This is a genomic window from Aeromonas sp. ASNIH7, from assembly GCF_002903485.1.
In the GTDB taxonomy this organism is placed as follows: Bacteria; Pseudomonadota; Gammaproteobacteria; order Enterobacterales; family Aeromonadaceae; genus Aeromonas; species Aeromonas caviae.
Genome location: NZ_CP026226.1, coordinates 3,925,337 through 3,946,436, shown reverse-complemented (window position 1 = coordinate 3,946,436; position 21,100 = coordinate 3,925,337). Strand labels below are relative to the sequence as shown.

20 protein-coding genes and 1 pseudogene are annotated in these 21,100 nt (G+C 61.8%); 9 read left to right on the top strand and 12 right to left on the bottom strand.

The window, feature by feature from the left end; translation table 11 throughout:
* Positions 1 to 76 precede the first annotated feature (76 nt).
* The 3 genes from C2U47_RS18620 (at position 77) to C2U47_RS18610 (ending at position 4,670) form a co-directional block, all read left to right on the top strand.
* Positions 77 to 3,016: a sensor domain-containing phosphodiesterase gene (locus C2U47_RS18620; RefSeq protein ID WP_103261799.1), complete on the top strand. Its 2,940-nt coding sequence runs from the start codon at positions 77 to 79 to the stop codon at positions 3,014 to 3,016.
* Between the two features lie 75 nt (positions 3,017 to 3,091).
* Positions 3,092 to 3,934, top strand: coding sequence for a pyruvate formate lyase 1-activating protein (pflA, locus tag C2U47_RS18615; RefSeq protein WP_010674272.1), 843 nt, complete (start codon positions 3,092 to 3,094; stop codon positions 3,932 to 3,934).
* A 94-nt stretch (positions 3,935 to 4,028) separates the two neighbouring features.
* On the top strand, positions 4,029 to 4,670 hold the full coding sequence (locus tag C2U47_RS18610) for an energy-coupling factor ABC transporter permease (protein WP_041215455.1): 642 nt from the start codon (positions 4,029 to 4,031) through the stop codon (positions 4,668 to 4,670).
* Positions 4,671 to 4,944: 274 nt separating this feature from the next.
* On the opposite strand, the gene C2U47_RS18605 is transcribed toward C2U47_RS18610, so the two are convergent.
* From C2U47_RS18605 to C2U47_RS18590, 4 genes are all read right to left on the bottom strand, one after another.
* A complete protein-coding gene (locus C2U47_RS18605) occupies positions 4,945 to 5,637 on the bottom strand; it encodes an ABC transporter permease (RefSeq protein ID WP_043156313.1) in 693 nt (230 codons plus the stop codon).
* A 3-nt stretch (positions 5,638 to 5,640) separates the two neighbouring features.
* Positions 5,641 to 6,381, bottom strand: a complete 741-nt coding sequence (locus C2U47_RS18600; protein WP_010674269.1) for an ABC transporter permease — start codon at positions 6,379 to 6,381, stop codon at positions 5,641 to 5,643.
* 105 nt (positions 6,382 to 6,486) lie between these two features.
* Entirely contained in the window at positions 6,487 to 7,260 is a 774-nt protein-coding gene (locus C2U47_RS18595) for an ABC transporter substrate-binding protein (RefSeq protein ID WP_010674268.1), read from the bottom strand.
* A 65-nt stretch (positions 7,261 to 7,325) separates the two neighbouring features.
* A complete protein-coding gene (locus C2U47_RS18590) occupies positions 7,326 to 8,096 on the bottom strand; it encodes an ABC transporter ATP-binding protein (RefSeq protein ID WP_010674267.1) in 771 nt (256 codons plus the stop codon).
* Between the two features lie 532 nt (positions 8,097 to 8,628).
* Between C2U47_RS18590 and C2U47_RS18585 the strand changes: the two genes are divergently transcribed.
* On the top strand, positions 8,629 to 9,531 hold the full coding sequence (locus C2U47_RS18585) for a lysine exporter LysO family protein (RefSeq protein WP_041215456.1): 903 nt from the start codon (positions 8,629 to 8,631) through the stop codon (positions 9,529 to 9,531).
* Between the two features lie 82 nt (positions 9,532 to 9,613).
* Here the strand turns inward: C2U47_RS18585 and iadA are convergent, their stop codons facing one another.
* From iadA to C2U47_RS18570, 3 genes and pseudogenes are all read right to left on the bottom strand, one after another.
* Positions 9,614 to 10,744: a beta-aspartyl-peptidase gene (iadA, locus tag C2U47_RS18580; protein WP_103261798.1), complete on the bottom strand. Its 1,131-nt coding sequence runs from the start codon at positions 10,742 to 10,744 to the stop codon at positions 9,614 to 9,616.
* Positions 10,745 to 10,802: 58 nt separating this feature from the next.
* On the bottom strand, positions 10,803 to 11,564 hold the full coding sequence (locus tag C2U47_RS18575; RefSeq protein WP_103261973.1) for an ABC transporter substrate-binding protein: 762 nt from the start codon (positions 11,562 to 11,564) through the stop codon (positions 10,803 to 10,805).
* Positions 11,565 to 11,789: 225 nt separating this feature from the next.
* Positions 11,790 to 11,936 (bottom strand): annotated as a pseudogene (locus C2U47_RS18570) (IS200/IS605 family transposase); the annotation flags it as partial.
* A 57-nt stretch (positions 11,937 to 11,993) separates the two neighbouring features.
* Between C2U47_RS18570 and C2U47_RS18565 the strand changes: the two are divergent.
* Positions 11,994 to 13,220, top strand: a complete 1,227-nt coding sequence (locus C2U47_RS18565; protein WP_103261797.1) for an RNA-guided endonuclease InsQ/TnpB family protein — start codon at positions 11,994 to 11,996, stop codon at positions 13,218 to 13,220.
* On the opposite strand, the gene C2U47_RS18560 is transcribed toward C2U47_RS18565, so the two are convergent.
* From C2U47_RS18560 to arsC, 3 genes are all read right to left on the bottom strand, one after another.
* Positions 13,164 to 14,087: a linear amide C-N hydrolase gene (locus tag C2U47_RS18560; protein ID WP_233735832.1), complete on the bottom strand. Its 924-nt coding sequence runs from the start codon at positions 14,085 to 14,087 to the stop codon at positions 13,164 to 13,166. The genes C2U47_RS18565 and C2U47_RS18560 overlap by 57 nt on opposite strands.
* A gap of 239 nt (positions 14,088 to 14,326) precedes the next feature.
* The gene (locus C2U47_RS18555) at positions 14,327 to 14,701 is read right to left on the bottom strand and encodes a DUF2069 domain-containing protein (protein WP_103261796.1); all 375 of its coding nucleotides are present in this window, start codon (positions 14,699 to 14,701) and stop codon (positions 14,327 to 14,329) included.
* Entirely contained in the window at positions 14,698 to 15,048 is a 351-nt protein-coding gene (gene arsC / locus C2U47_RS18550) for an arsenate reductase (glutaredoxin) (RefSeq protein WP_103261795.1), read from the bottom strand. The genes C2U47_RS18555 and arsC overlap by 4 nt, the downstream gene beginning before the upstream one ends.
* Before the next feature lie 60 nt (positions 15,049 to 15,108).
* On the opposite strand from arsC, the gene C2U47_RS18545 reads away from it, so the two are divergent.
* The gene (locus tag C2U47_RS18545) at positions 15,109 to 15,588 is read left to right on the top strand and encodes a TlpA family protein disulfide reductase (protein ID WP_103261794.1); all 480 of its coding nucleotides are present in this window, start codon (positions 15,109 to 15,111) and stop codon (positions 15,586 to 15,588) included.
* 133 nt (positions 15,589 to 15,721) lie between these two features.
* Here the strand turns inward: C2U47_RS18545 and C2U47_RS18540 are convergent, their stop codons facing one another.
* Positions 15,722 to 17,176 (bottom strand): beta-barrel assembly-enhancing protease, encoded by a 1,455-nt coding sequence (locus C2U47_RS18540; protein ID WP_233735831.1) that lies wholly within the window; start codon positions 17,174 to 17,176, stop codon positions 15,722 to 15,724.
* 127 nt (positions 17,177 to 17,303) lie between these two features.
* On the opposite strand from C2U47_RS18540, the gene C2U47_RS18535 reads away from it, so the two are divergent.
* From C2U47_RS18535 to C2U47_RS18525, 3 genes are all read left to right on the top strand, one after another.
* The gene (locus C2U47_RS18535) at positions 17,304 to 17,573 is read left to right on the top strand and encodes a sulfurtransferase TusA family protein (protein ID WP_042880621.1); all 270 of its coding nucleotides are present in this window, start codon (positions 17,304 to 17,306) and stop codon (positions 17,571 to 17,573) included.
* Positions 17,574 to 17,595: 22 nt separating this feature from the next.
* The gene (locus C2U47_RS18530; RefSeq protein WP_029314318.1) at positions 17,596 to 18,666 is read left to right on the top strand and encodes an AI-2E family transporter; all 1,071 of its coding nucleotides are present in this window, start codon (positions 17,596 to 17,598) and stop codon (positions 18,664 to 18,666) included.
* A gap of 173 nt (positions 18,667 to 18,839) precedes the next feature.
* Positions 18,840 to 19,649, top strand: a complete 810-nt coding sequence (locus tag C2U47_RS18525; RefSeq protein WP_233735830.1) for a MipA/OmpV family protein — start codon at positions 18,840 to 18,842, stop codon at positions 19,647 to 19,649.
* Positions 19,650 to 19,702: 53 nt separating this feature from the next.
* On the opposite strand, the gene C2U47_RS18520 is transcribed toward C2U47_RS18525, so the two are convergent.
* Positions 19,703 to 21,031: an IS4 family transposase gene (locus C2U47_RS18520; protein WP_010676218.1), complete on the bottom strand. Its 1,329-nt coding sequence runs from the start codon at positions 21,029 to 21,031 to the stop codon at positions 19,703 to 19,705.
* Positions 21,032 to 21,100 lie beyond the last annotated feature (69 nt).

Sequence of the window (21,100 nt, the reverse complement as noted above, 5' to 3'; positions counted from 1 at the left end):
TCAATGAAATTTTGTTTGCCACGGATTTGCAGTATTCTTGCCCTCCGACAATTGCTCAACAGGATAGTGTCAGTTCATGTCGTCTACCGCGCTCAGCCATCTTCCGACCGCCAGCCAGGCGCCCCTGTTCTTCCGCCTGGATACCCGTAGTCAACGGCTGGTCGCCCTGACCGATGTGATGCAGACGCCGCTCCACTGGCTCGACGAGCCCCGCAGTGCCTGGCCGGCCCAATTGCCGGACGCCCTGCGCCAGCCCATCGAGCAGCGGCTGGCCAGCGGCAAGGGGGGCAAGCTGGTGCTGCGCTTTGACGCCCTCCTCTGGCACATTTCCCTCTCCCACGAGCAGGACGCCTTCTGGCTCATCTGCCTGCAGACCCAGTCCCAGGAGAGCGCCGCCAGCCTGTCCCTGCAACTGCCGCGCCTGAGCCAGATGGCCAGCCAGCAGCAGTATGACGCCATGCTGGAGAGCCTCAAGGAGTGCCTTGGGGCCGATCGCCTGATCCTCTGGCACTACCAGGCCCATGGCGCCCTTGGCGGCGAACAGCTGACCCCGGTCTTCACCCTGGGGGTGGACGCGCTCGGTGCCATTCGCGGAGACAGCCGCTACATCCGGGCCCTGCGCGCCCGGGGCGCCCTGAGCTTCTCGGAGGCGGCCCACCAGCCCATGTTGAGCCAGCACTACTATCTGGCCGATGCCAATGTCTGCTCCCGCCTGGACGGCGCCTTGCTGGAACAGGAGAAGCTCATCGGCGTGCTCAGCCTGGAGTATGCCGAGAGCACCCTCATCAGCGATGACACCCTGCAACTGGTACGTCATTGCGCCCGCTTGCTCGGCCACTGGCAGCCGGACTCCGTGACGACCGACACCCCGGACCTCGCGCCTCCCCCGGGGCTTGCCAACCTGACCGGCAACGATTACTGCCGCGCCCTGCTGCGCTGGGCCATGGGCCTGAGCGGTGCCCACAGGGGCTGGATCGGCGAGTTTCAGCCTCGCGGCCAGGATCTCTGGCTCATTCCCCGCTGCGTGGTGGAGGGGGATGCCTTCGCCGTCGTCAAACCCATGCCCATGGACATCGGCCCGGGCCGGGAGATCTTCCAGCACGGGCAGAGCCTCTACGTGGAAGATCTGGCCCTGCGCTATCCCCAGTCCAGCCAGCTGCTGGCCCTCGACGCCAAGGCCTATGTCGGCATCCCCTTCCCGGGGCCAAATGGTCTCCCCCTGGGGCAGCTCACCCTGCTGCTCGCCACCCCCCTGGCCGATCCTGCGTCCCTGCTGGACGTCCTCTACGAACAGCGCGAGCGGGCCGCCAGCGAGTTGCAGCGCCTGGCCAATGACGATGCCCTGCGCCTGGCCGAAGTGGCCTTCAACACCCACGACGGCCTGCTGGTGATGGATCACGGGGGCATCATCCTCAAGGTCAATGCCTCCTTCAGCCGCATCACCGGCTTTGCCAGCGAGGAGATGCTGGGCCTGCACATCGACGCCCTGAGGCCCACCTACTATGGCGACACCCTCAAGGAGGAGGTGATCGCGGCGGTCAACCGGCAGGGATACTGGCTCGGGGAGGAACAATGCCTGCACAGGGAAGGACACCTCTTCCCGGTGCGGCTCATGGTGAGCGGGGTCAAGGACGAGGAGGAGGAGATCAGTCACTTCGTCTGCAGCTTCCACGACATCACCCAGGAGAAAGAGACGGCCCGCCACATCGAGCGCCTCGCCTACTACGACGACCTGTGCGATCTCTACAACAGGCGCAGCCTGACCGACATCATGCAGCGCACCCTGCAGGCCCCGAGTGGTCAGTGGGGGGCTCTGCTGCTGCTGGATCTGGACAACTTCAAATCCATCAACGACTCCCTCGGTCACGCCTGCGGCGATCTGCTGCTCCAGGCCGTGGTGGTGCGACTCAAGTCCCTGCCCCAGGAGAACCTGGTGCTCGCCCGCACCTCGGGTGACGAATTTGCCCTGCTCTTCACGGCGCTGGGCCAGGGCTATATCACCGCCAAGATCCTGGCGGAGCACTTTGCCCGGGAGCTGATGGGGATCTTCCGTGCCCCCTTCGACATCGGCGATCACAAGCTGCACTGCAGCGCCTCCGTGGGGATCAGCCTGTTCAGCGATGACGACAAGGATCACCTTGTCCTGATGCAGCAGGCCGATACCGCCGTCCACATGGCCAAGCGCGCGGGCCAGGGCAACCATATCTTCTTCAGTGAAGCCATGGCGGAAAAAGAGAAGAGCAAGCTTTCTCTCAACAACCAGCTGCGCGATGCCCTGCGCAACAACGAGCTGGTGCTGCATTACCAGCCCCAATACCGGGTCGACAACGGCACGCTCTCGGGCATAGAGGCGCTGCTGCGCTGGCAGAAGGCCGACGGCACCATGGTGCCCCCCGGGGAGTTCATCCCCATCGCCGAGGAGACCACCCTGATCCAGGAGATAGGCTACTGGGTGATGAAGACCGCCTGCGCCCAGTACAGCTTCTGGCTCAACAACGGTCTCGCCATCCCCCATCTGTCGGTCAACGTCAGCGCCCGCCAGTTCCACACCGCCGGTTTCGTGCAGCAGGTGGAGTACATTCTGCGGGACACCGGGGTGCCCCCGTCGCGCCTGTTGCTGGAGATCACCGAGTCCGTGGTGCTGGAAAACCGGCTGGAGAGTATCGCCAGGATCCGCCAGCTCAAGGCCCTCGGCCTGCTCATCTCCATCGACGACTTCGGCACGGGCTACTCGTCCCTGGCCTATCTGCGGGATCTGCCCGCCGACGAAGTGAAGCTCGACAGAAGCTTCATCCAGACCCTGGTCCACAGCGAACAGGACAAGGCCATCGTCAAGGCTATCCTGGATCTCGCCCGGGTGTTTCGTTTCACCGTCACCGCCGAAGGGGTGGAGGAAGAGGAGCAGCTCGCCGTGCTCAAGGCCCTGGGATGCCAGCATTATCAAGGCTTCCTCACCAGCCGGCCGCTCCCCGTCAAGGCACTGGAGAGCCTGCTGGGTGCCACCCCTGCGGGCTAAACTGGTAGGATTTATAGGGCTTTCTGTCATAAAATAACGACCGCTCGAACCTTGTCCGCACCATTGGAGTCGTCTATGTCAGTCATTAACCGGATCCCCGCCGTTGAATCCAAGGGACCTGCCACCCCCGGCACGCAGCGGATCCCGACCGTTGAAGCCAGCGACACCGGCACTACCGACATCATTGGCCGGATCCATTCCGTCGAGACCTGCGGGACCGTCGACGGCCCCGGCATCCGCTTCATCGTGTTCATGCAGGGCTGCCTGATGCGCTGCAAGTATTGTCACAACCGGGATACCTGGGACACCCAGGGCGGCCGCGAGGTCACCGTGCCCGAGCTGATGAAGGATCTCACCAGCTATCGCCACTTCATGAATGCCTCCGGCGGTGGCGTGACCGCCTCCGGCGGCGAGGCCATGCTGCAGCAGGAGTTCATCGCCGAACTGTTCACCGCCTGCAAGGCCCAGGGGATCCACACCTGCCTCGACACCAACGGTTTCGTGCGTCACTACGACGAGCTGCTCGACCGGGTGCTGGACAACACCGATCTGGTGCTGCTCGACATCAAGCAGATCAACGACGAGAAGCACATTCCCCTCACCCACGTCAGCAACAAGTACACCCTGGAGTTCGCCCGCTACCTGGCCTCCCGCGGTCAGACCATGTGGATCCGCTACGTGGTGGTGCCCACCTGGTCCGACGATGACGAGAGCGCAGAAGGACTCGGCCAGTTCATCGCCGAGCTGGGGGAGTGCGTCGAGAAGGTGGAGCTGCTGCCCTACCACGAACTTGGCAAGCACAAGTGGGACGTGCTGGGAGATACCTACGATCTGGTCGGCATCAAGCCCCCCAGCAAGGAGACCATGGACAGGGTCCAGGGCATCCTTGGCAAGTATCACCCCAACGTGAAGTATTGAGACAGGAGGCCGCCCGGCAGAGGGCGGCCTCTTTTCATTGCGCCGGCGTTCGCCACCGCGCCATCACCGACAGCCGCATCCGGGGGAACCGCTCATGAGTGAAGGACAAGTCGCCGCCCTCCTGCTCTGGCTGGTGCTGCTCGCCTTCAGTCTGAACGCCTCCCTGCTGCGCACCCTTGGCGCCCACCCGCTCTATCAGCATCTTTGCCTCGGCGGCGCCATCGTGCTGGTACCGCTGTGGACCTTGCGGGCCGGGTTGCACGAGGGGCTCGAGATCCACTTTCTCGGCCTCACCAGCCTGACCCTGTTGCTGGGCTGGCGCCTCGCCCTGCTCGCCCCCTGCCTCACCCTGCTGCTCCTCGCTTACTTCGGGGTCATCCCCCTGGCCGACATCGGCTGGCAGGCCCTCATCGGCGTTGCCCTGCCGGTGGCCACCAGCTGGCTGCTGTTTCTGGGGAGCTGGGCCTGGCTGCCTCGCCACCTCTTCGTCTACCTGTTCGTGGCGGCATTTCTCGGGGGGGCGCTGAGCATCTCGGCCAAGGTGATCGCCAGCGCCCTGCTGATGGGGGTGAGCGGCACCTACTCCTGGCACACCATCAGCGCCGACTACCTCTCCATCTGGCCGCTGCTGCTCTTCCCCGAGGCGCTCCTCAACGGCATGACCATGACCCTGCTCGCCGTCTATCGCCCCCACTGGGTCAACACCTTCTTCGACAGGGAGTACCTGGGGCGCTGAACCTGCCCGTAGTCCATAAAAAAAGCCCGCAGTTGCGGCAATGCTGTTCACTTAAGAGAATTTGAGTTCCAGTCCACGTAGTATCAGGACAAAAAATCGAGGGAGGCATGATGCCTCCCTCTTTCTATTGCAAGCCCCGCTGGATAAAGGCTGGAGGAAGATCGACTGGACACAGCCTTGCCCCCTCAACTCAAATCCAATTTATGAATAATCAGTCAAAAAAGTGCTTATCTGAACAGCATTGCGCAGTTGCGGGCTTTTTCTCTGCTGGCAGTCAGACGCTGCGCGGGCGCAGGTGGGCATGCCAGCGGGCTTCCCACTTCTTGAACAACCAGACGATGACGAAGGTGAGCAGCATGTAGAGCAGACCTGCGGTCAGGAACGCCTCGAACGGGCTGTAGTAGCGGGAGTTGATGATCCGCGCGGCCCCCGTCAGATCGACGATGGTGATGATGCCCGCCACCGCCGACCCCTGCAGCATGAAGATCACCTCGTTGCTGTAGGCCGGCAGCGCACGGCGAAACGAGTTGGGCAGGATGATGCGGGTGAGGGTCTGCCAGCGGGTCATGCCAAAGGCGCTTGCCGCTTCTATTTGCCCCTTGGGCATGTTCATCACGGCGCCGCGCACTATCTCGGCGGTGTAGGCGCCGGTGTTCAGAGTGAACGCCAGCAGGGCACAGAACCAGGCTTCCGAGAAGAGGGTCCAGGCCGCACTGTTCTTGAGCCACTCCCACTGGGCGGCACCGTAGTAGATGATGAAGAGCTGCACCAGGAGCGGGGTGCCGCGAAAGAAGTAGATATAGGCCCAGATTGGCCCCTTTATCAACCAGTTGCGGCTGTTGCGTAGTATGCCCATGGGCACCGCCAGCATGAGCCCCAGCATGAGCGAGGCGGCCACCAGCCAGATGGTGGTATAGAGACCCTCCCAGTAGGTGGGCCACTCCTTGAGAATGATCGAGAAATCCATGGCTTACCTCGTCTTGATGGCGTAGTGACGCTCGGCCCACTTGAGCGCCGAGGTAGAGACTGCGGTGAAGACCAGGAAGATCAGCGCCACCGCCATGTAGAAGGTGAAAGGCTGCTGGGTCGAGCCCGCCGCGAGCGACGCCTTTCGCACCATGTCATCGAGCCCGATGATGGAGACCAGGGCCGTGGTTTTCAGCAGCACCAGCCAGTTGTTGCCAAACCCGGGCAGGGCGTGGCGCATCATCTGGGGAAAGAGGATCCGCACAAAGACCTGGCTTGCCCGCATGCCGAAGGCACGGGCCGCCTCGAGCTCCCCCTTGTCCACCGCTAGGATGGCGCCGCGGAAGGTCTCGGTCATGTAGGCGCCGAAGATGAAGCCGATGGTGGCGACCCCGGCCGCAAACGGGCTGATGTCGATGTAATCGGGCAGCAGGGAGACCCACTCCTGGTTCGGGTTGCTCGCCAGCAGGTGGTTGTTGTAGGCCTCGTTGACCCAGGTACAGATCCCGTTGATGAGCACCTGGCCGCCGAAGAAGAGCAGCATCATCAGCACCAGATCCGGGATGCCGCGAATGACGGTGGTGTAGGCCGCCGCGATGCCGCGTGCCCACTTGTAGGGAGAGAGCTTGGCCAGGGCCCCCAGCATGCCGAGCACCAGGGCCAGCAGCAGGGAGGCGAGCGCCACCTCCAGGGTGATCCAGGCCCCCTCCAGCAGAGAGGTTTCGTATCCTTTCAAATCAAACATATGCAATGCAGCTCCATCGCAATCGGGCCCGTCACTCCCAGCGGAAGGCAACGGGCCCGATGACTACTGACGGGATCAACCTGTCGTTGTTCGCCTGACGTCGGCTTACTCGCCGTACACGTCGAAGTCGAAGTACTTGTCGTTGATTTCCTTGTACTTGCCATTGGCACGCAGGGCCAGGATGGCGGCATTGAATTTCTCTTTCAGATCCTTGTCGGCCTTGCGCACCGCGATGCCGGCACCCTCGCCAAACCACTTGGGATCGGTCAGTTTCGGGCCGATGAACTCGAAGGCATCGCCCCCTTCCTTCTTCAGCAGGCCGTCGCTGATGGCGGCGGAGTCGGCCATCACGTAGTCGACACGGCCGGATTTCAGATCGAGGTAGGCTTCATCCGCAGTGCCGTAGCGCTTGATGGTGGCGTTGGGGAAGTTGTCGGTGATGTAGGTGTCCATGGAGGTGGCACGCTGCACGGCGATGGTCTTGCCGTCCATGAAGGCCTTGTCGAGCTGGATCTCGGTCCCTTTCTTGGCGGCGAAGCGCGCCGGGATGTGCTGGTACTTCTGGGTGAAGTCCACCTTCTTCTTGCGCTCTTCGGTGATGTCCATGGTGGCGATGATGGCGTCATACTTGCGCGACAGCAGCGCCGGAATGATGCCGTCCCAGTCCTGCTTGATCAGGGTGCACTTCACCTTCATCTCTTCGCACAGGGCGTTGGCGATGTCGATGTCGAAGCCTTTCACCTCGCCGCTCGGCTCGGTCCAGGAGAAGGGGGGATAGGCCCCTTCCACCCCGATCCGGACCTCTTTCCACTCCTTGGCCATAAGGCTACCGGAACACAGGGCCGTCATCACGGCAGTCGCCAGCATCAGCTTGTTCATGTATCTCTCCTTGATAAACACGTCGATCGTTGAAAGTACGGATGGTTTAAATTGAATCCCGTCCATCAATAGATGGACGAGATGAATTGCTTGAATCGCTCCGACTTGGGATGGGCGAAGATCTCCTTGGGATTGCCCTCCTCCTCCACGCGCCCCTGGTGCAGGAACATCACCTTGTTCGACACGTCGCGGGCGAAGGACATCTCGTGGGTCACCACCATCATGGTACGCCCCTCTTCCGCCAGCTCGCGCATCAGGCCAAGGACCTCCCCCACCAGTTCAGGGTCGAGGGCCGAAGTAGGCTCGTCAAACAGCATCACCTCGGGCTCCACCGCCAGCGCCCGGGCGATGGCGGCCCGCTGCTGCTGACCGCCGGAGAGGTGACCGGGATAATAGTCGCGACGCTCCCACAGCCCCACCCGGTTGAGCAGGTGCTCCGCCTTGGCGATGGCCTCGGCACGGGGCACCTTGAGTACCTGGATGGGCACTTCGATGATGTTCTGCATGATGGTCATGTGGGACCAGAGATTGAAGCTTTGAAACACCATGGCCAACCGGCTGCGGATACGCTCCACCTGGCGCATGTCTTCCGGCAGGCGTTCGCCGGAACGGCTGGTTTTCATCCGGATCAGCTCCCCATGGAGGGAAACGCTGCCCGATGAGGGGGTTTCAAGCAAATTGATACAGCGTAGAAAGGTCGACTTCCCCGAACCCGAGGAGCCGATGAGGGAGATCACATCCCCCTTGTGGGCCGTCATATCGATGCCCTTGAGCACTTCGTGGGTGCCAAAATACTTGTGCAGATCACGAACTTCCAGTGCGGCAACGTCGCTCATCCATTACAACCTTGTCTGTCCCTAGACGCCGCTTCGGCGTGACTCCACCATCGTCCATTTAACAAAACGTTAACCGATGGCAACCTTCAGCGAAAATATCATTGAGGTAGTGAAAAAACAATACAGAACCGAGGTATTTGGTGTTTTATCTGTATTTTTATTGGCCTATTGAGTATTTTTCAGCACTTTGTCTGCATAAAATCCATTTTTTGTCGCACCTTCCCTACCGCTCTTTTATACCCGCAGCGCACTGGTAGCAAGCATATTTCACCATATCCGCCAGATGTCATCTAAAAGGACTTTATTCACCCAGGCAAATTCCCCTTCTCTCGTCATTTCATGGGGATGAAATTGATTTTTCAGGTGATGTGCCCCTCTTTCTCTGTTTGCGTGCACAGCTGGCTGTCATCAAAAAACACAACAATATGATAAAAAAGTCCCGTATGGGCCATGCTGATGCACAGATCCGTGACACAGGTGCAACAAGTCGTGATAAGGTGCCGTTTTTCCACGTTTTGTGATCGAGGCCCCGATGTTGCTCAATGTGTTGCTGATCCTGCTGCCGCTCGTGATCGGCTATCTGGTTCCCCTCTCTTCCGCCCGTCTGATCAAGCTGGTCAACCAGTCCCTGGGCAAGATGGTCTACCTCATCCTGTTCCTGATGGGGCTGGGACTGGCCTATGTGGAGAACCTGGGCAGCAACCTGGCAGTGATCTTCAAGGTGGCAGGGGTGATGCTCGCCGCCATTACCCTCTGCAACCTGCTGGCCCTGTGGTGGCTGGACAAACGCAGCCCCCCCACCCACGAGGCCAGCGACGGCAAGATGCCGAGCAAGCTGCACCTGTTATGGGAATCCCTCCAGCTCTGTTTCGTGGTGCTGGGGGGCGTCTTGCTGGGGCTGGTGGTGGACCTGCGCGCCCTGCCCATCGACAAGTTGAGCGAGTGGGCCCTGATGCTGCTGCTCTTGCTCATCGGCATCCAGATGCGCAACTCCGGCATGCGCCTGCGCCAGATCCTGCTCAACCCCTGGGGCATGAAGATCGCGCTCACCGTCATCCTCAGCAGCTGGCTCGGCAGCCTGCTGGCCGCCCAGCTGCTCGGCATGCCCTTTGCCCATGGCCTCGCGATGAGTTCCAGTTTTGGCTGGTATTCGCTCTCCGGCATCCTGGTAGCGGACAAGCTGGGCCCGGTGCTGGGCTCCGCCGCCTTCATCAACGATCTGGGGCGCGAGCTTATCGCCATCCTCATCATCCCGGTGCTGATGCGCCGCCACCCCAGCGCCGCCATCGGCTACGGCGGCGCCACGGCGCTGGACTTCACCCTGCCAGTCATCCAGAAATCCGGCGGCATCCAGGTGGTGCCGGTGGCCATCGTCTCCGGCTTTATCCTGAGCCTGCTCGGCCCCATTCTGATCCTGGGGTTCCTGGCCATCTGAGCCCCATGGCACGACAAAGCCCGGCACTGCTGCCGGGCTTTTTGTTGATGAACTGAGCAGGCTGGATGACAGGCGCCGGTATTTAGGTGCGCCACCGGCCCCCACTCATCACCCGCTCGATGGCGAACGTATCAGGATCGATCAGCAGCAGATCCGCATCCTGCCCTACCCCTAGGGTACCCTTGCTCGCAAGCCCCAGCGCCCTGGCCGGATTGGCCGTCACTACCGCCAGTGCCGTCTCCAGTGCCACCCCCTTGCAGCAGGCCGCCACCACCTCCTGCCACAGGCTCCCTATCTGGCCACAGCGCAGCTCGATGAGCCGCCCCTCGCCGTCAAAGCGCGGCAGACTGGCGTTGGCATCCGAGCTGAAGCTGATGCGATCCACGGGCACGCCCGCCGCCAGCAACGCCACCAGGGCGTCGGCCGCGAGCCGCTCCCCGTCATCCAGCAGATCCGGGAAGCTCGACGTGGTGAGGTCGACCCAGCCGCCTGCCCGACCCCACTCGATGGCCTCGGCAAAGAGCCAGGGGTTGCGGTTGCAGTGGGTGGGGTAGAGCTGGCGTTGCGGGATGTCGGTGCCGTCCCGCAACGCCCGCAGGGGCGCCAGCCCCCCCCGGCCATCCCCCAGGTGAAAGAAGCTGACGCCACTTTTACCCGACAACAGCCCGGCCACCCGCGCCTCGCTCGCCAGCCGCGCCAGCTCGTCGTGGGTGGGGGCGCTGGACCTGTGATCGCTGATGGCCACCTCCCCCACCCCCAGCACCTCGGGGATCAGCATGATGTCCGACTCCACCGTGCCGGTGAGGGTCTTGACCGGCAGGTGGTAGGAGCCGGTGTACATGAAGGCGCTCACCCCGGCGGCGCGAAACTCGCGCACCTTCCCCAGCACCTGGGCCGGGCTGCGGGTCAGGCTGTCGGTGCCGAGGGCCGCCACGAGCGTGGTGACCCCCGCCGCCAGAGCTGCCCTTGCCGAGAGCTCCGGCGTGCGAAAGCCGAAGCCTCCCTCGCCGCCGCCTCCGGTGATATGGGCGAGCGGGTCCACCAGTCCGGGCACCAGATAGCGGCCGCCAGCGTCCACCCGCGTCAGTGGCCAGTCGGCCGGAACCGTCAGTCCCTTGCCCATCCAGGCGATGCGGCCATCCGCCACCAGCAGATCCTGCTGGCCGAGCGGGGCCGGACTATGGATCTGCGCACCCTCGATCAGGGTCAACATGGGGTCTCTCCTTGCTGCATGAAAAAGGAGGGAGCAGGCTCCCTCCGACTGTTACCCATCAACCGCCATAGATATCGTACTTGAAGTACTTCCGGTTGATCTCCTGATACTTGCCGTTGGCGCACAGGGCCTTGATGGCGTCGTTCAGCCTGGCCCTGAGATCCTGATCCCCCTCGCGCACCGCGATCCCCATGCCGTCGCCAAACCATTGACGGTCGGTCAGGGCCGGCCCCACATAGTCGAACTTGTCGCCCCCTTCCTTGCCAAGCAACCCCTGTTCGATAGCCGAGGCGTCGGCCAGCAGGGCCAGCACCCGTCCCGCCTTCAGGTCGAGGTAGGCTTCATCGGCACTGCCGTAACGCACTATGGTGACGCTGGAGCCGAAGTTGTCGGTCAGGTACTTGTCGTGGGTGGTGGCCCGCTGCACGCCGATGCGCTTGCTCGCCATCCCTTCCGGCGTCAGCGTCAGTTCGGTGCCCCTGGCCGCCACGAAGCGGTTGGGAATGTGGGCATATTTCTCGGTGAAGTCGACCTTCTTGCGCCGCTCGTCGGTGATCGACATGGCAGCGATGATGGCGTCGTACTTGCGCGACAGCAGGGCCGGGATCATGCCGTCCCAATCCTGGGCCACCAGTTCGCACCTGACGGCCATCTGCTGGCACAGGGCGTTGGCAAGATCGATGTCAAATCCCTTGATCTCTCCGGACGCATCGGTCCATGAGAAGGGTGGATAGGCCCCCTCCACGCCAAAGCGTACCGTCTTCCACTCCTTGGCGGTGACGGGGGTGGCGAGCAGACAGGCAGCAACAAGCTTGTCCATGCTCACCCAGAAGGTGTTGGGCAGATGGGTCAGCTCGAAGAAATAGCGGCGATGCTGCTGATCCGCCACGCTGCGCCACAGGGTGGTGGAGATGTTGGGCTGATCCGGGGTGCTGATCCCCATCTTAAATGCGAAAGGGGACTCCCTCCGACGTAGGTGGGAGGGGAATTTCGCCGGGGCGTCAGCCCCGCTGGTTTTGAATGTATTGCTTGATCACCTCCAACGTTCTCTGCAAACTTCTGCCGCACACTGACCGAAGGAAGCGTGATGCAGATCCCCCAATATCGGCTTTCGATACTTGGTGATAAACACCAAATGTACGTGCAAAACGTATGCCGCATGGCGTGATTTATTAATTTTAGTGAATTGCATTCTGTCACTCAATCGGGCTTAATAGATATGGTAATAATGCTGCACACTGAGTGATAAATGCAAATTCTGAAAGCCTACAAGTTCCGACTCGAACCGACCGCCCAACAAGCGCAACGCCTGCGCCAGTTGGGCGGTTGTGCTCGTTATGTCTGGAATCACGGGCTGGCAGAGACAAAGCGCATTCTGGATGCTGGCGAAAAACTGCCTTCTGCCTTTGAGCTGAACAGGATGCTCACCAGTTGGAAGAAAGACCCAGAAATGGCCTTTCTGGCCGAGGCATATACCGACAACCTCCAGCAGAAGCTCAAGGATTTGCATGGCGCGTGGATGCGCTGCTTTGATAAGAAACTCGCCGCCAAGGCACCCGTATTCAAGAAAAAAAGCGACAACCGCGACGCTATCCGGTTCGTCAACTTCGACAAGTATTGCCGCCTTGAAAAGGGTCGCGTGAAGCTGCCTGCCGGGCTGGCGTGGGTCAAGTTCCGTCAGTCCCAGCCAGTTGAAGGGAAAATTAAAAACGCGACCGTCAGCCAAGCAGCCGGGCACTGGTATATCTCCTTTCAGGTCGAGCAGGAGACGCTTGAGCCAATTCACCCCTCCGGCTCAATGGTCGGGCTAGATGCGGGGATCGCCAAGCTCGCAACCCTGTCAGACGGCACGGTGTTTGAGCCCGTCAACAGCTTCAAAACCAATCAGACCAAGCTGGCAAGGCTCCAACGCCAGTTGAGCAAAAAGGTAAAGTTCAGCAGCAACTGGAAGAAACAAAAAGCCAAGATCCAGCGGCTGCACTCACATATCGCCAACACCCGCCGCGATTACCTTCACAAGGTCACAACGACTATCAGCAAAAACCACGCGATGATCGTCATTGAGGATTTGAAGGTTGCCAGCATGTCAAAATCAGCAGCGGGCACGACCAGTCAGCCGGGGCGCAACGTCCGGGCAAAATCAGGGCTGAATCGTTCGATATTAGATCAGGGCTGGTTTGAGCTGCGCCGCCAGCTCGAATACAAGCAGGCATGGCGAGGTGGTCAGGTGTTGGCGATAAACCCGGCCTACACCAGCCAGCAGTGCGCCTGTTGTGGGCATACTGCGAAGGATAACCGCCAGACGCAAAGCCAGTTTAAATGCGCTGCGTGTGGTTATGAGGCGAACGCCGATGTGAATGGCGCTCGCAATATTTTAGCGGCGGGACACGCCGTTTTAGCCTGTGGAGGCGCGGTGCAATCAGGCCGCCCGATGAAGCAGGAACCCGGTACTGCGCGAGCAGCTATCACCCAGTAATGGGAATCCCCCTCCTGTGACGCGAAGCGCTAAGGTGGGGGAGGATGTCAAGGGTACCGAGACGTTGCGCATCACGCTCATCACCCCGGCCACCGCCTCGTTGGCCTGGTCGGTCTTTGGCAGGGTCTTGATGTAGAAGGAGGCGCGGGCAAAACGGTCCGCCGAGCGGTTGGTGCCGGGCAGCATGGTGAGACCGCCAATCTCCTCCCAGTAGTCGTTGAGGGCCAGTTGCTTGTCAAAGGTCGGCGAGTTGGTCATCACCTGATAGCTGCGGTCGTGGTAGATCTGCAGCTTGTCCCCCACGTACTGGAAGATGGCGGAATCGCCGCTCGCATCGGAGAGGGAGAGGTGCAGCTGGCCCGGCTTGCCATCCGGGGTCAGGGTGGGCACCACATAGAACTCCTCCTTCGACAGGGCCTCGACCGCCTCGGCCACGGTGGCGAAGTTGTCCAGCGCGTACTGGGCCCAGAGCGAGATGGAGAGAGTCTTGCGCGGATCCTTGTCGCTCGGGGTCACATACTCGGACTCGGTCAGATAGAGCAGGTTGGCCACCAGCCCCTTCTCGTTCATGCCGTCGGCGGTGCCTGCATCGAAGCCTGCCGCCACCACGGAGCCGTAGCGCGACGTCCACGTCATGGAGTGCGCGCCGGCCTCCCCTTCCCGCGCGATGCCACGGGGCAGCGCCCAGAGATTGGTCGGCATGGCGCTGCGCCAGTTCATGGTACGACCGGTCACCACCAGCGCTCCCTCCCCCTGATAGACGGCGCGGGTACAGGCATCGGCGAGGGAACTGACGGAGAGGGAGACGGTCAGGGCCAGCAGGGTCTTGTGCAACAGGGGAGAACGCAGGATTGTCACATGGTTCACTCGAGTCCAGTGAAAACACAAGCGTATCCCTTTTTGCATAACAGGGGCTGACTGAGACTGGCAAGCCAGGTGACAGATCTGCCAACAGAGGCGCTTCCCTGCCAATCAGCGATCAATATCCATAAATTAATCAAAGAGATAAGCAAGCCACTTCGGGGCGATACCGCCAGATGCCATTCGCTGGCTTGCGTCGGTTTCAGACACATACCCTGCCCGCCAGCAGGCGGACAGGGAGGGGCTCAGCCTTCCTTCTTGCGGATACTCAGCCCCAGCTCGCGGCCGCGCAGGCGGGCGTAATAGATGGTGCCCACAAACGCCAGGGTGGTGAGCACCAGCTCCACCACCGCCAACCACCGCTCCCCCTCATCCGTGGTGATCAGGGTCAGGGCGTGCAGGAAGTAGGGCATCAGCACGAAATTGCCCCAGGCGTGGGTGTAGGGATTGCCCTGCACTATGCCCTTGAGGGGGAAGAGCAGCGGCACCGTCCAGATCACCGGCAACAGCCAGGGGGCAAGATCCGGGTGGGGCGAGAGCCACAGATGCCAGAGCAGCACCCAGGCCAGCAGGCCGAAAAAACCGGCCAGGGTCAGCAGGCTAGCGAAGCGGGTGGTCACTTGAGGATCTCCAGCACCTGCTCGGGCGGACGACCGATGCGGGCCTGCCCGTTCTTGATGACGATGGGGCGCTCGATGAGCTTGGGGTGCTGGTGCATGGCACGAATGAGGTCATCGCCGCTCACCTCGCCGAGCCCCAGCTCCTTGTAGAGCTCTTCCTTGGTGCGCATCAGCTGTCGGGGATCCGTGAAGCCAAGCTGACTCAGGAGGGTGCGGATCTGTGCCTCGCTCGGGGCCTGCTCCAGATAGAGCACCACCTCGGGGGCGACCCCGTGCTGTTCCAGCAAGGCCAGGGTTTCACTGCTCTTGGAGCAGCGCGGATTGTGGTAGATTTGGGTCTCGCTCATGATAACTCCCTGATTAATCGCAAGATGGGACAAGAAATGGCGCTATTGTAGGGGAAACGGATGGTCAGGGTAAGCGGGAAGGCTATGGAAATGAAACGGATCTGTTGGCTGATTGTGGCAACCCTGCTGGGGGCCTGCAGCCCGGCACCCGACTTCACCGACGGCGCGGGAAAGAAGGTCAGCCTCGCGGATCTCGGTGGCAAACCGCTGCTGGTCAACTACTTCGCCCCCTGGTGCGCCCCCTGCCTGCGGGAGATGCCCTTGCTGGCAACATTGCACCAGGAAGGCCAGATCCGGGTGATCGCCATCAACTATGACCCCGCCTCCCCCGCCGAACTGACCGAGCTGGCACAGCGCCACGCCATCAGGGTTCCCCTGATGATCCCGGATGACGACGCCCGCCTCCCGTTCCCAAGGCCCGGGGCGCTGCCCACCAGCTATCTGCTTGATGCCAGGGGAACGCTGCTGGAGACCCTGGTGGGAGAGCTGGACGAACAGAAGCTCGCCGAGATAAAACGCCGCCTGGCGAGCGCCCCATAGCAGAGCCATCCATCACTCTCATTTCTTCATCATCAAGATGCGTTGAAACCGATGAAAGGCCCTATTTTAGCCTGCAAAACAAGGCGGGGTGCCCCCAAAGGAGCACCCCGCTTGCCATCAACCCGCTCCGGACTCAGCCCTTGAGGCTGTCCAGATCCTTCTTGGCCCGCTCCAGCTGGGTGATACGCGCCTCGATGCGGGCCAGGGTCAGCTTGTCACTGGTGGTGCCCCGCGCCACGATCAGTTCGTCGATGGCCGCCTGGTAGTCCCCGCGCAGGGAAAGGGTCTCCGCCCGTGCCATGTGCAGGTCCGTCATTCTGCCCGCCTTGCGGTAGGCGTCCGACAGCAGGCTCCAGGCCAGGCTGTTCTCGTCGTGCTCCCGGGCATAAGGGTCCAGGATGGCGATGGACTTCTTGTAGTTGCCCCCCTCCAGATAGGCGTTGCCGAGGTTCACCACCACCACCTCGTTGTCCGGCATCCGGGTGCGGAAGCGCTCCAGTCTGGCGATGGCCTGGGCGCTGCGCCCCTTGGCGAGATCGATGTCGGTCAGGGCATCCACCACGAAGAGATCCTCCGGGTGACGGGTCGCCAGCTCCTGCATCAGGGTGTCGGCCTCGTCGGTGCGCTTGAGCTGCAACAGGGCCAGCGCCTTGCCATAGATGGCGGCATCCTTGAGGGGGTAATCCCCCTTCTGCAGGCGGCTGTCGAAGTAGGTGAGCAGCGCCTGGGGCATCTCGGTGCCATAGCGCACCTGGATGCGCACCTTGGCCAGCCAGAAGTCCAGGCTCGGCGGCAGGGCGCGCGCGCCATAGCTCCCGGCCCGGGCACGGGCTTCGCTGATCCGGGTCTCCGGCAGGGGGTGAGTCAGCAGCATCTCCGGCGGCTTGCTGGCATAGCGGTACTCCGCCGCCAGCTTCTGGAAGAAGTTGGCCATGCCCATGGGATCGAATCCGGCGTCATACAGCGTCTTCATGCCGATGCGATCCGCCTCGTATTCGTTGTCCCGGGTGTAGTTGATGGCCGACTGCATCGACAAGCCAAGCGTGGTCTGCAAGGCCGCGATGCCGGCGGTGGGGTTGATCACCGCGAGTGCAATGGAGCCCACCAGGCCGGCCAGGGTCATGGCGGAGCTGCTCGCCTGTGCCTCCATGTAACGGGCGATGTGACGCTGGGTCACGTGGGTGATTTCGTGGGCCAGTACCGAGGCCAGCTCGCTCTCGCTCTCGGCGTAAAGGAAGAGGCCGGTGTGCACCTTGACCCGGCCACCGAGGAAGGCCGCCGCGTTGATGCTGGGATCATTGATGAGGAAGAAGGTGAACGGGAAGCGCACCCCGTCGGCATTGGTCAGCAGCCGCTGGCCCAGATCGTCGATGTATTCGTTGAGCACGGGGTCATCGATGATGGGCAGGCCCGCCCGGGCAAAACGCATGAAGGCGTTGCCATAGCGCACCTCCTGCTCGATGGGCAGTGCGGCGACCCCGGCGGTACCGATGTCGGGCAACTGGTTGCTCCCCTGGGCGTGGAAGGTCGCCCCCATCAGGGTGACCAACAGGGGAAGCGATGCTATCAGGGGGGAAAAACGTGCCACGTTATCTCTATCTCCAATCAGACCCCAGCGGGCATCGGCAGAATACCCTTGCCATTCAAGGCCCACAAGCGTTGTTTCATCCTCTCATCACGGCCATAATGACCGCCACGCACGAGATGGAGTTCTCATGGAACAGCTCGACCTGACCCCCTGGCGTTGTCCCGAGCCCCTCATCCGGCTCAAGCTCTGGTTGCGCCAGGCCCGGCCCGGTCAATCCGTGTGCATCCAGCTCGGGGATGCAGGCTCCCGGCAGGACATTCCCGCCTATCTGCGCCGTCAGGGTCACCATGTCCAGACCCGGGAAGAGTCAGCTGCCCGCCTCTCCCTGCTGCTCGTCGTTGCCCGTCCCCCTCGGGACGCCCTGCTCGCCCCCGAGCCCATGCCACCCACCCCGTGAGCCGCCATTCAAGGAAGCCTCGATGTTAGATGTATTGAAGCGCTGGTATCAGACCCGTTTTTCCGACCCCGATGCCGTCACCCTCTTCCTGCTGCTGGTCTTCTGCTTTGCCGTGCTCTGGCTGTTTGGGGATCTGCTGGCACCGCTGCTGGTGGCCCTGGTGATGGCCTATCTGCTGGAGTGGCCGGTGAGTCGCCTGCAACGAGGCGGCCTTTCTCGCACCGTCGCTACCAGCCTGGTCCTGCTGTTGTTCATCACGGTGACGACCCTGATGCTGCTGGGCCTCATCCCGACGCTGGTGAGCCAGGGGGTCAACCTGGCCAAGGAGGCCCCCGCCATGCTGGCCCATGCCCAGGACTATGTCCGCACCCTGCCGGAAAAATACCCCGAGATCATCGACGTCAGCCTGGTGGAAACCATCATCGACAACATTCGCCAGCGCATCCTGACCGGCGGCGAACAACTGGTGAGCGCCTCTTTGAGCTCCCTCATCAACGTGGTGGCCATCCTCATCTACGCCATCCTGGTGCCCCTGATGGTCTTCTTCATGCTCAAGGACAAACAGGTGCTGATGGGAGGCCTGCGCCGCTTCCTGCCCCGCAACCGCACCCTGGTGAACCGGGTCTGGGTGGAGATGAACGACCAGATCATCAACTACATCCGCGGCAAGGTGATCGAGATCGTCATCGTCGGCATCGCCACTTATGTGCCCTTCGCCCTGATGGGATTGCGCTACTCCGCCCTGCTGGCGGTCGCGGTGGGCTTCTCCGTGCTCATCCCCTATATCGGTGCCGCCGCGGTGACCGTGCCGGTGGCCATGGTGGCCCTGTTCCAGTGGGGGCTGACCCCCGACTTCGCATGGCTGATGGTGGCCTATTTCGTGATCCAGGCCCTCGACGGCAACCTGCTGGTCCCCCTGCTCTTCTCCGAGGCGGTCAACCTGCACCCGGTGGCCATCATCATCGCCGTGCTGGTGTTTGGCGGTCTGTGGGGCTTTTGGGGCGTCTTCTTCGCCATTCCCCTCGCCACCCTGGTCAAAGCGGTGCTCAACGCCTGGCCCAAGCGGGAAGATCTCCCCCGCCCCGCCCCCTGACCCTGGCAAGGGGCGAGGCCGGGTCTCGCCCCTTCCAGATACCAGCCACCAGCAGCACCTCCGTGACGCTGGCTCATGCTTGCCTTGTCGGGTTTAATTGAAAACCGACATCCGTTTGACTTGCTACGCCGGTCTGATTCGTTCCCACGCCCACCCACCGACAAGGATCTGTCATGTCCCCAGTCCCTGCCCTGCGCCATGCCTCTCTGGGTGCCTTTCTGGCACTGCTGTTCTGTTCTCCCGTCCGGGCAGACCTCGATATCGGGGCCCTCAGCGCCTTCTCCAGCGACAGCCCTGACAGCACCATTCCCAAGGGGCTGGTGCTGGGCGGGGCCGTCATCGGCGGTCAGGCCCGTTACCAGCACCAGGACGATACCCTGATGCCCATCCCGGGGGCCCTCTATTTTGGTGACAACCTGATGTATCTGGGGGATCGGGCCCGCTACTACCTGAGCCGGGATGGCAACCTCTCGACCTATGCCTTCGGCCGGATGCGCTTTGGCAACCTGGACCCGGACGACGATCCCTTCCTCCATGGCATGGAGAAGCGCAAGGGGCAGTTCGAGGCCGGTGTTGGGGCCGATCTCATCACTCCCTACGCCCTCTGGAGCGTGCGGGCCACCACGGATGTGACCGGTACCAGCAACGGTCAGGAGCTGATGCTGTGGGCCAACTTCCCCATCATCCGCGGCCCCCTGCTGCTGATGCCGGGAGCCGGCGTGATGCTGCGCAGCCACAACCTCGCCAACTACTACTTCGGCGGTGTCTCGCAAGACGAAGCGAGGGCGGACAGGCCGGCGTGGAACACGGGCACCACCCTCTCCCCCATGGTCTCCCTCATCGGCAGCTATCGCTTCAGCGCCAACTGGATTGGCGGCTTTGGCATCAACTACGAGCGCTACGACGATGACATTGCGGACAGCCCCATCGTCCAGCATCAGGGAGAACTCTATGCAGGCTTCGGGGTGGGCTACATCTGGTAGCCCCATCCGGACTGGACAACAAAAAAGGAGCCCATGGCTCTAATGCCAGTCAGTTAAGCCTGACTGGCATTGTTTTTACTAGGTTTTCTCGTCGCATACTTCTGTGGTTTGGCTTTGATGCACCTTGGGTAACTTCGTTCTCGGCGGGCGGGTAACTTGAACTGCTCTGCCTGTTTGTCCAACTCAGCGACACGCCCTGGAACCATGCCCGGTGACACAAACGGCAGGCAACTGAGTTCATGCAGCAGATACACCGATGCCATGTGAAAGCTCAACTGGCTGGCCGTATAGCCCTTTAAGCTCGCCGCCATCCTAACCATCTGATATCTCAGTAGGTTATAGGCCAATACCAAGCCCCATAGCTCCTGCCTTACTCCATCGGGTTTCTTGCTGCGCAGCGTCAGCCGGTGCTGTTGCAGGCTATGTTTCATCTCCCGATAGCCCAGCTCGATTTCCCAGCGATTCTGGTATAGCTCCATCAACTCGCTGGCCGGGAAGCGCAGCGGGTCGGTGAGCGAGGTCAGCACCTGCCGCTCCTTGCCGTTTACCGTCCGGGTCAGCAGCCGGGCTTCGAACTGCTCCGGCAACTCGCTCCACTTCTTCTTGGCCTGCGGACTGGCTCTGAGGCGTACCAGCACATCCTGCCGCCCCAGCTTGCGGATGACCTCGTATTGAGCCCCCTTTTTCAGCGGAATAAGCCAGTGACGCGCTACGCCCTGGCGTTGCCAGGCATGGAGTAACCCCAGTGAGTAGAAGCCCTTATCGAACAGGGTCAGGCTATTATCGGGTGTTTTTTCAATCAGTTGCTCTGCCAACACCATCTCGTTTACCGCACAGGAGTCCATCACTGTCTGGGTCAGCAGATGACTGGTCAGCTCCATCTGACACAACATGCGGACCTGGGGATATTGCGTCTCCCCCTGGACGGTTTTCGACTTGGCAAAGGCGCCGGCATTGTCCGGAGTATCGGGCGTGCGCCAGACCACCCCGTCCACGGCCAGCAGCTGCAAGCCGGCCCAGGTGGGGTGCTGACACAGCTGATGCCAGAGTGTGGCGGTCTGCTGGAACACCTGTCGAACGGCTTGGTCAGCCAGTTTTTGGCGCGCCTGGATGAAGGCGCTGGGGACGACAAACGGCCGGTCGCCGGGTAACAGGATATCGAGCTGGTTGGCCAGCTGGGCCATAGGGACATGACGAAACAAGGACATCCCGATAATGGCCCATAGCACCCGCTCCATGGGCATGCGCCGTCGGCGCAAGGAGACGGAGCCCGTCTCGGCCAAGCAAGCCTGCACCAGTTCAGGTGACAGCAGGTCAGACAGGGACTCAAACTTTCCGGGAGGACAGGCGTGAATGAAGTCGAGAGCTTGGTCGATACGCATAAAAAAATCCGAAACCCAACAAGGAGTTTCGGATTCTTACACAGCCTGAGGATCGGTCAATGGATCCTT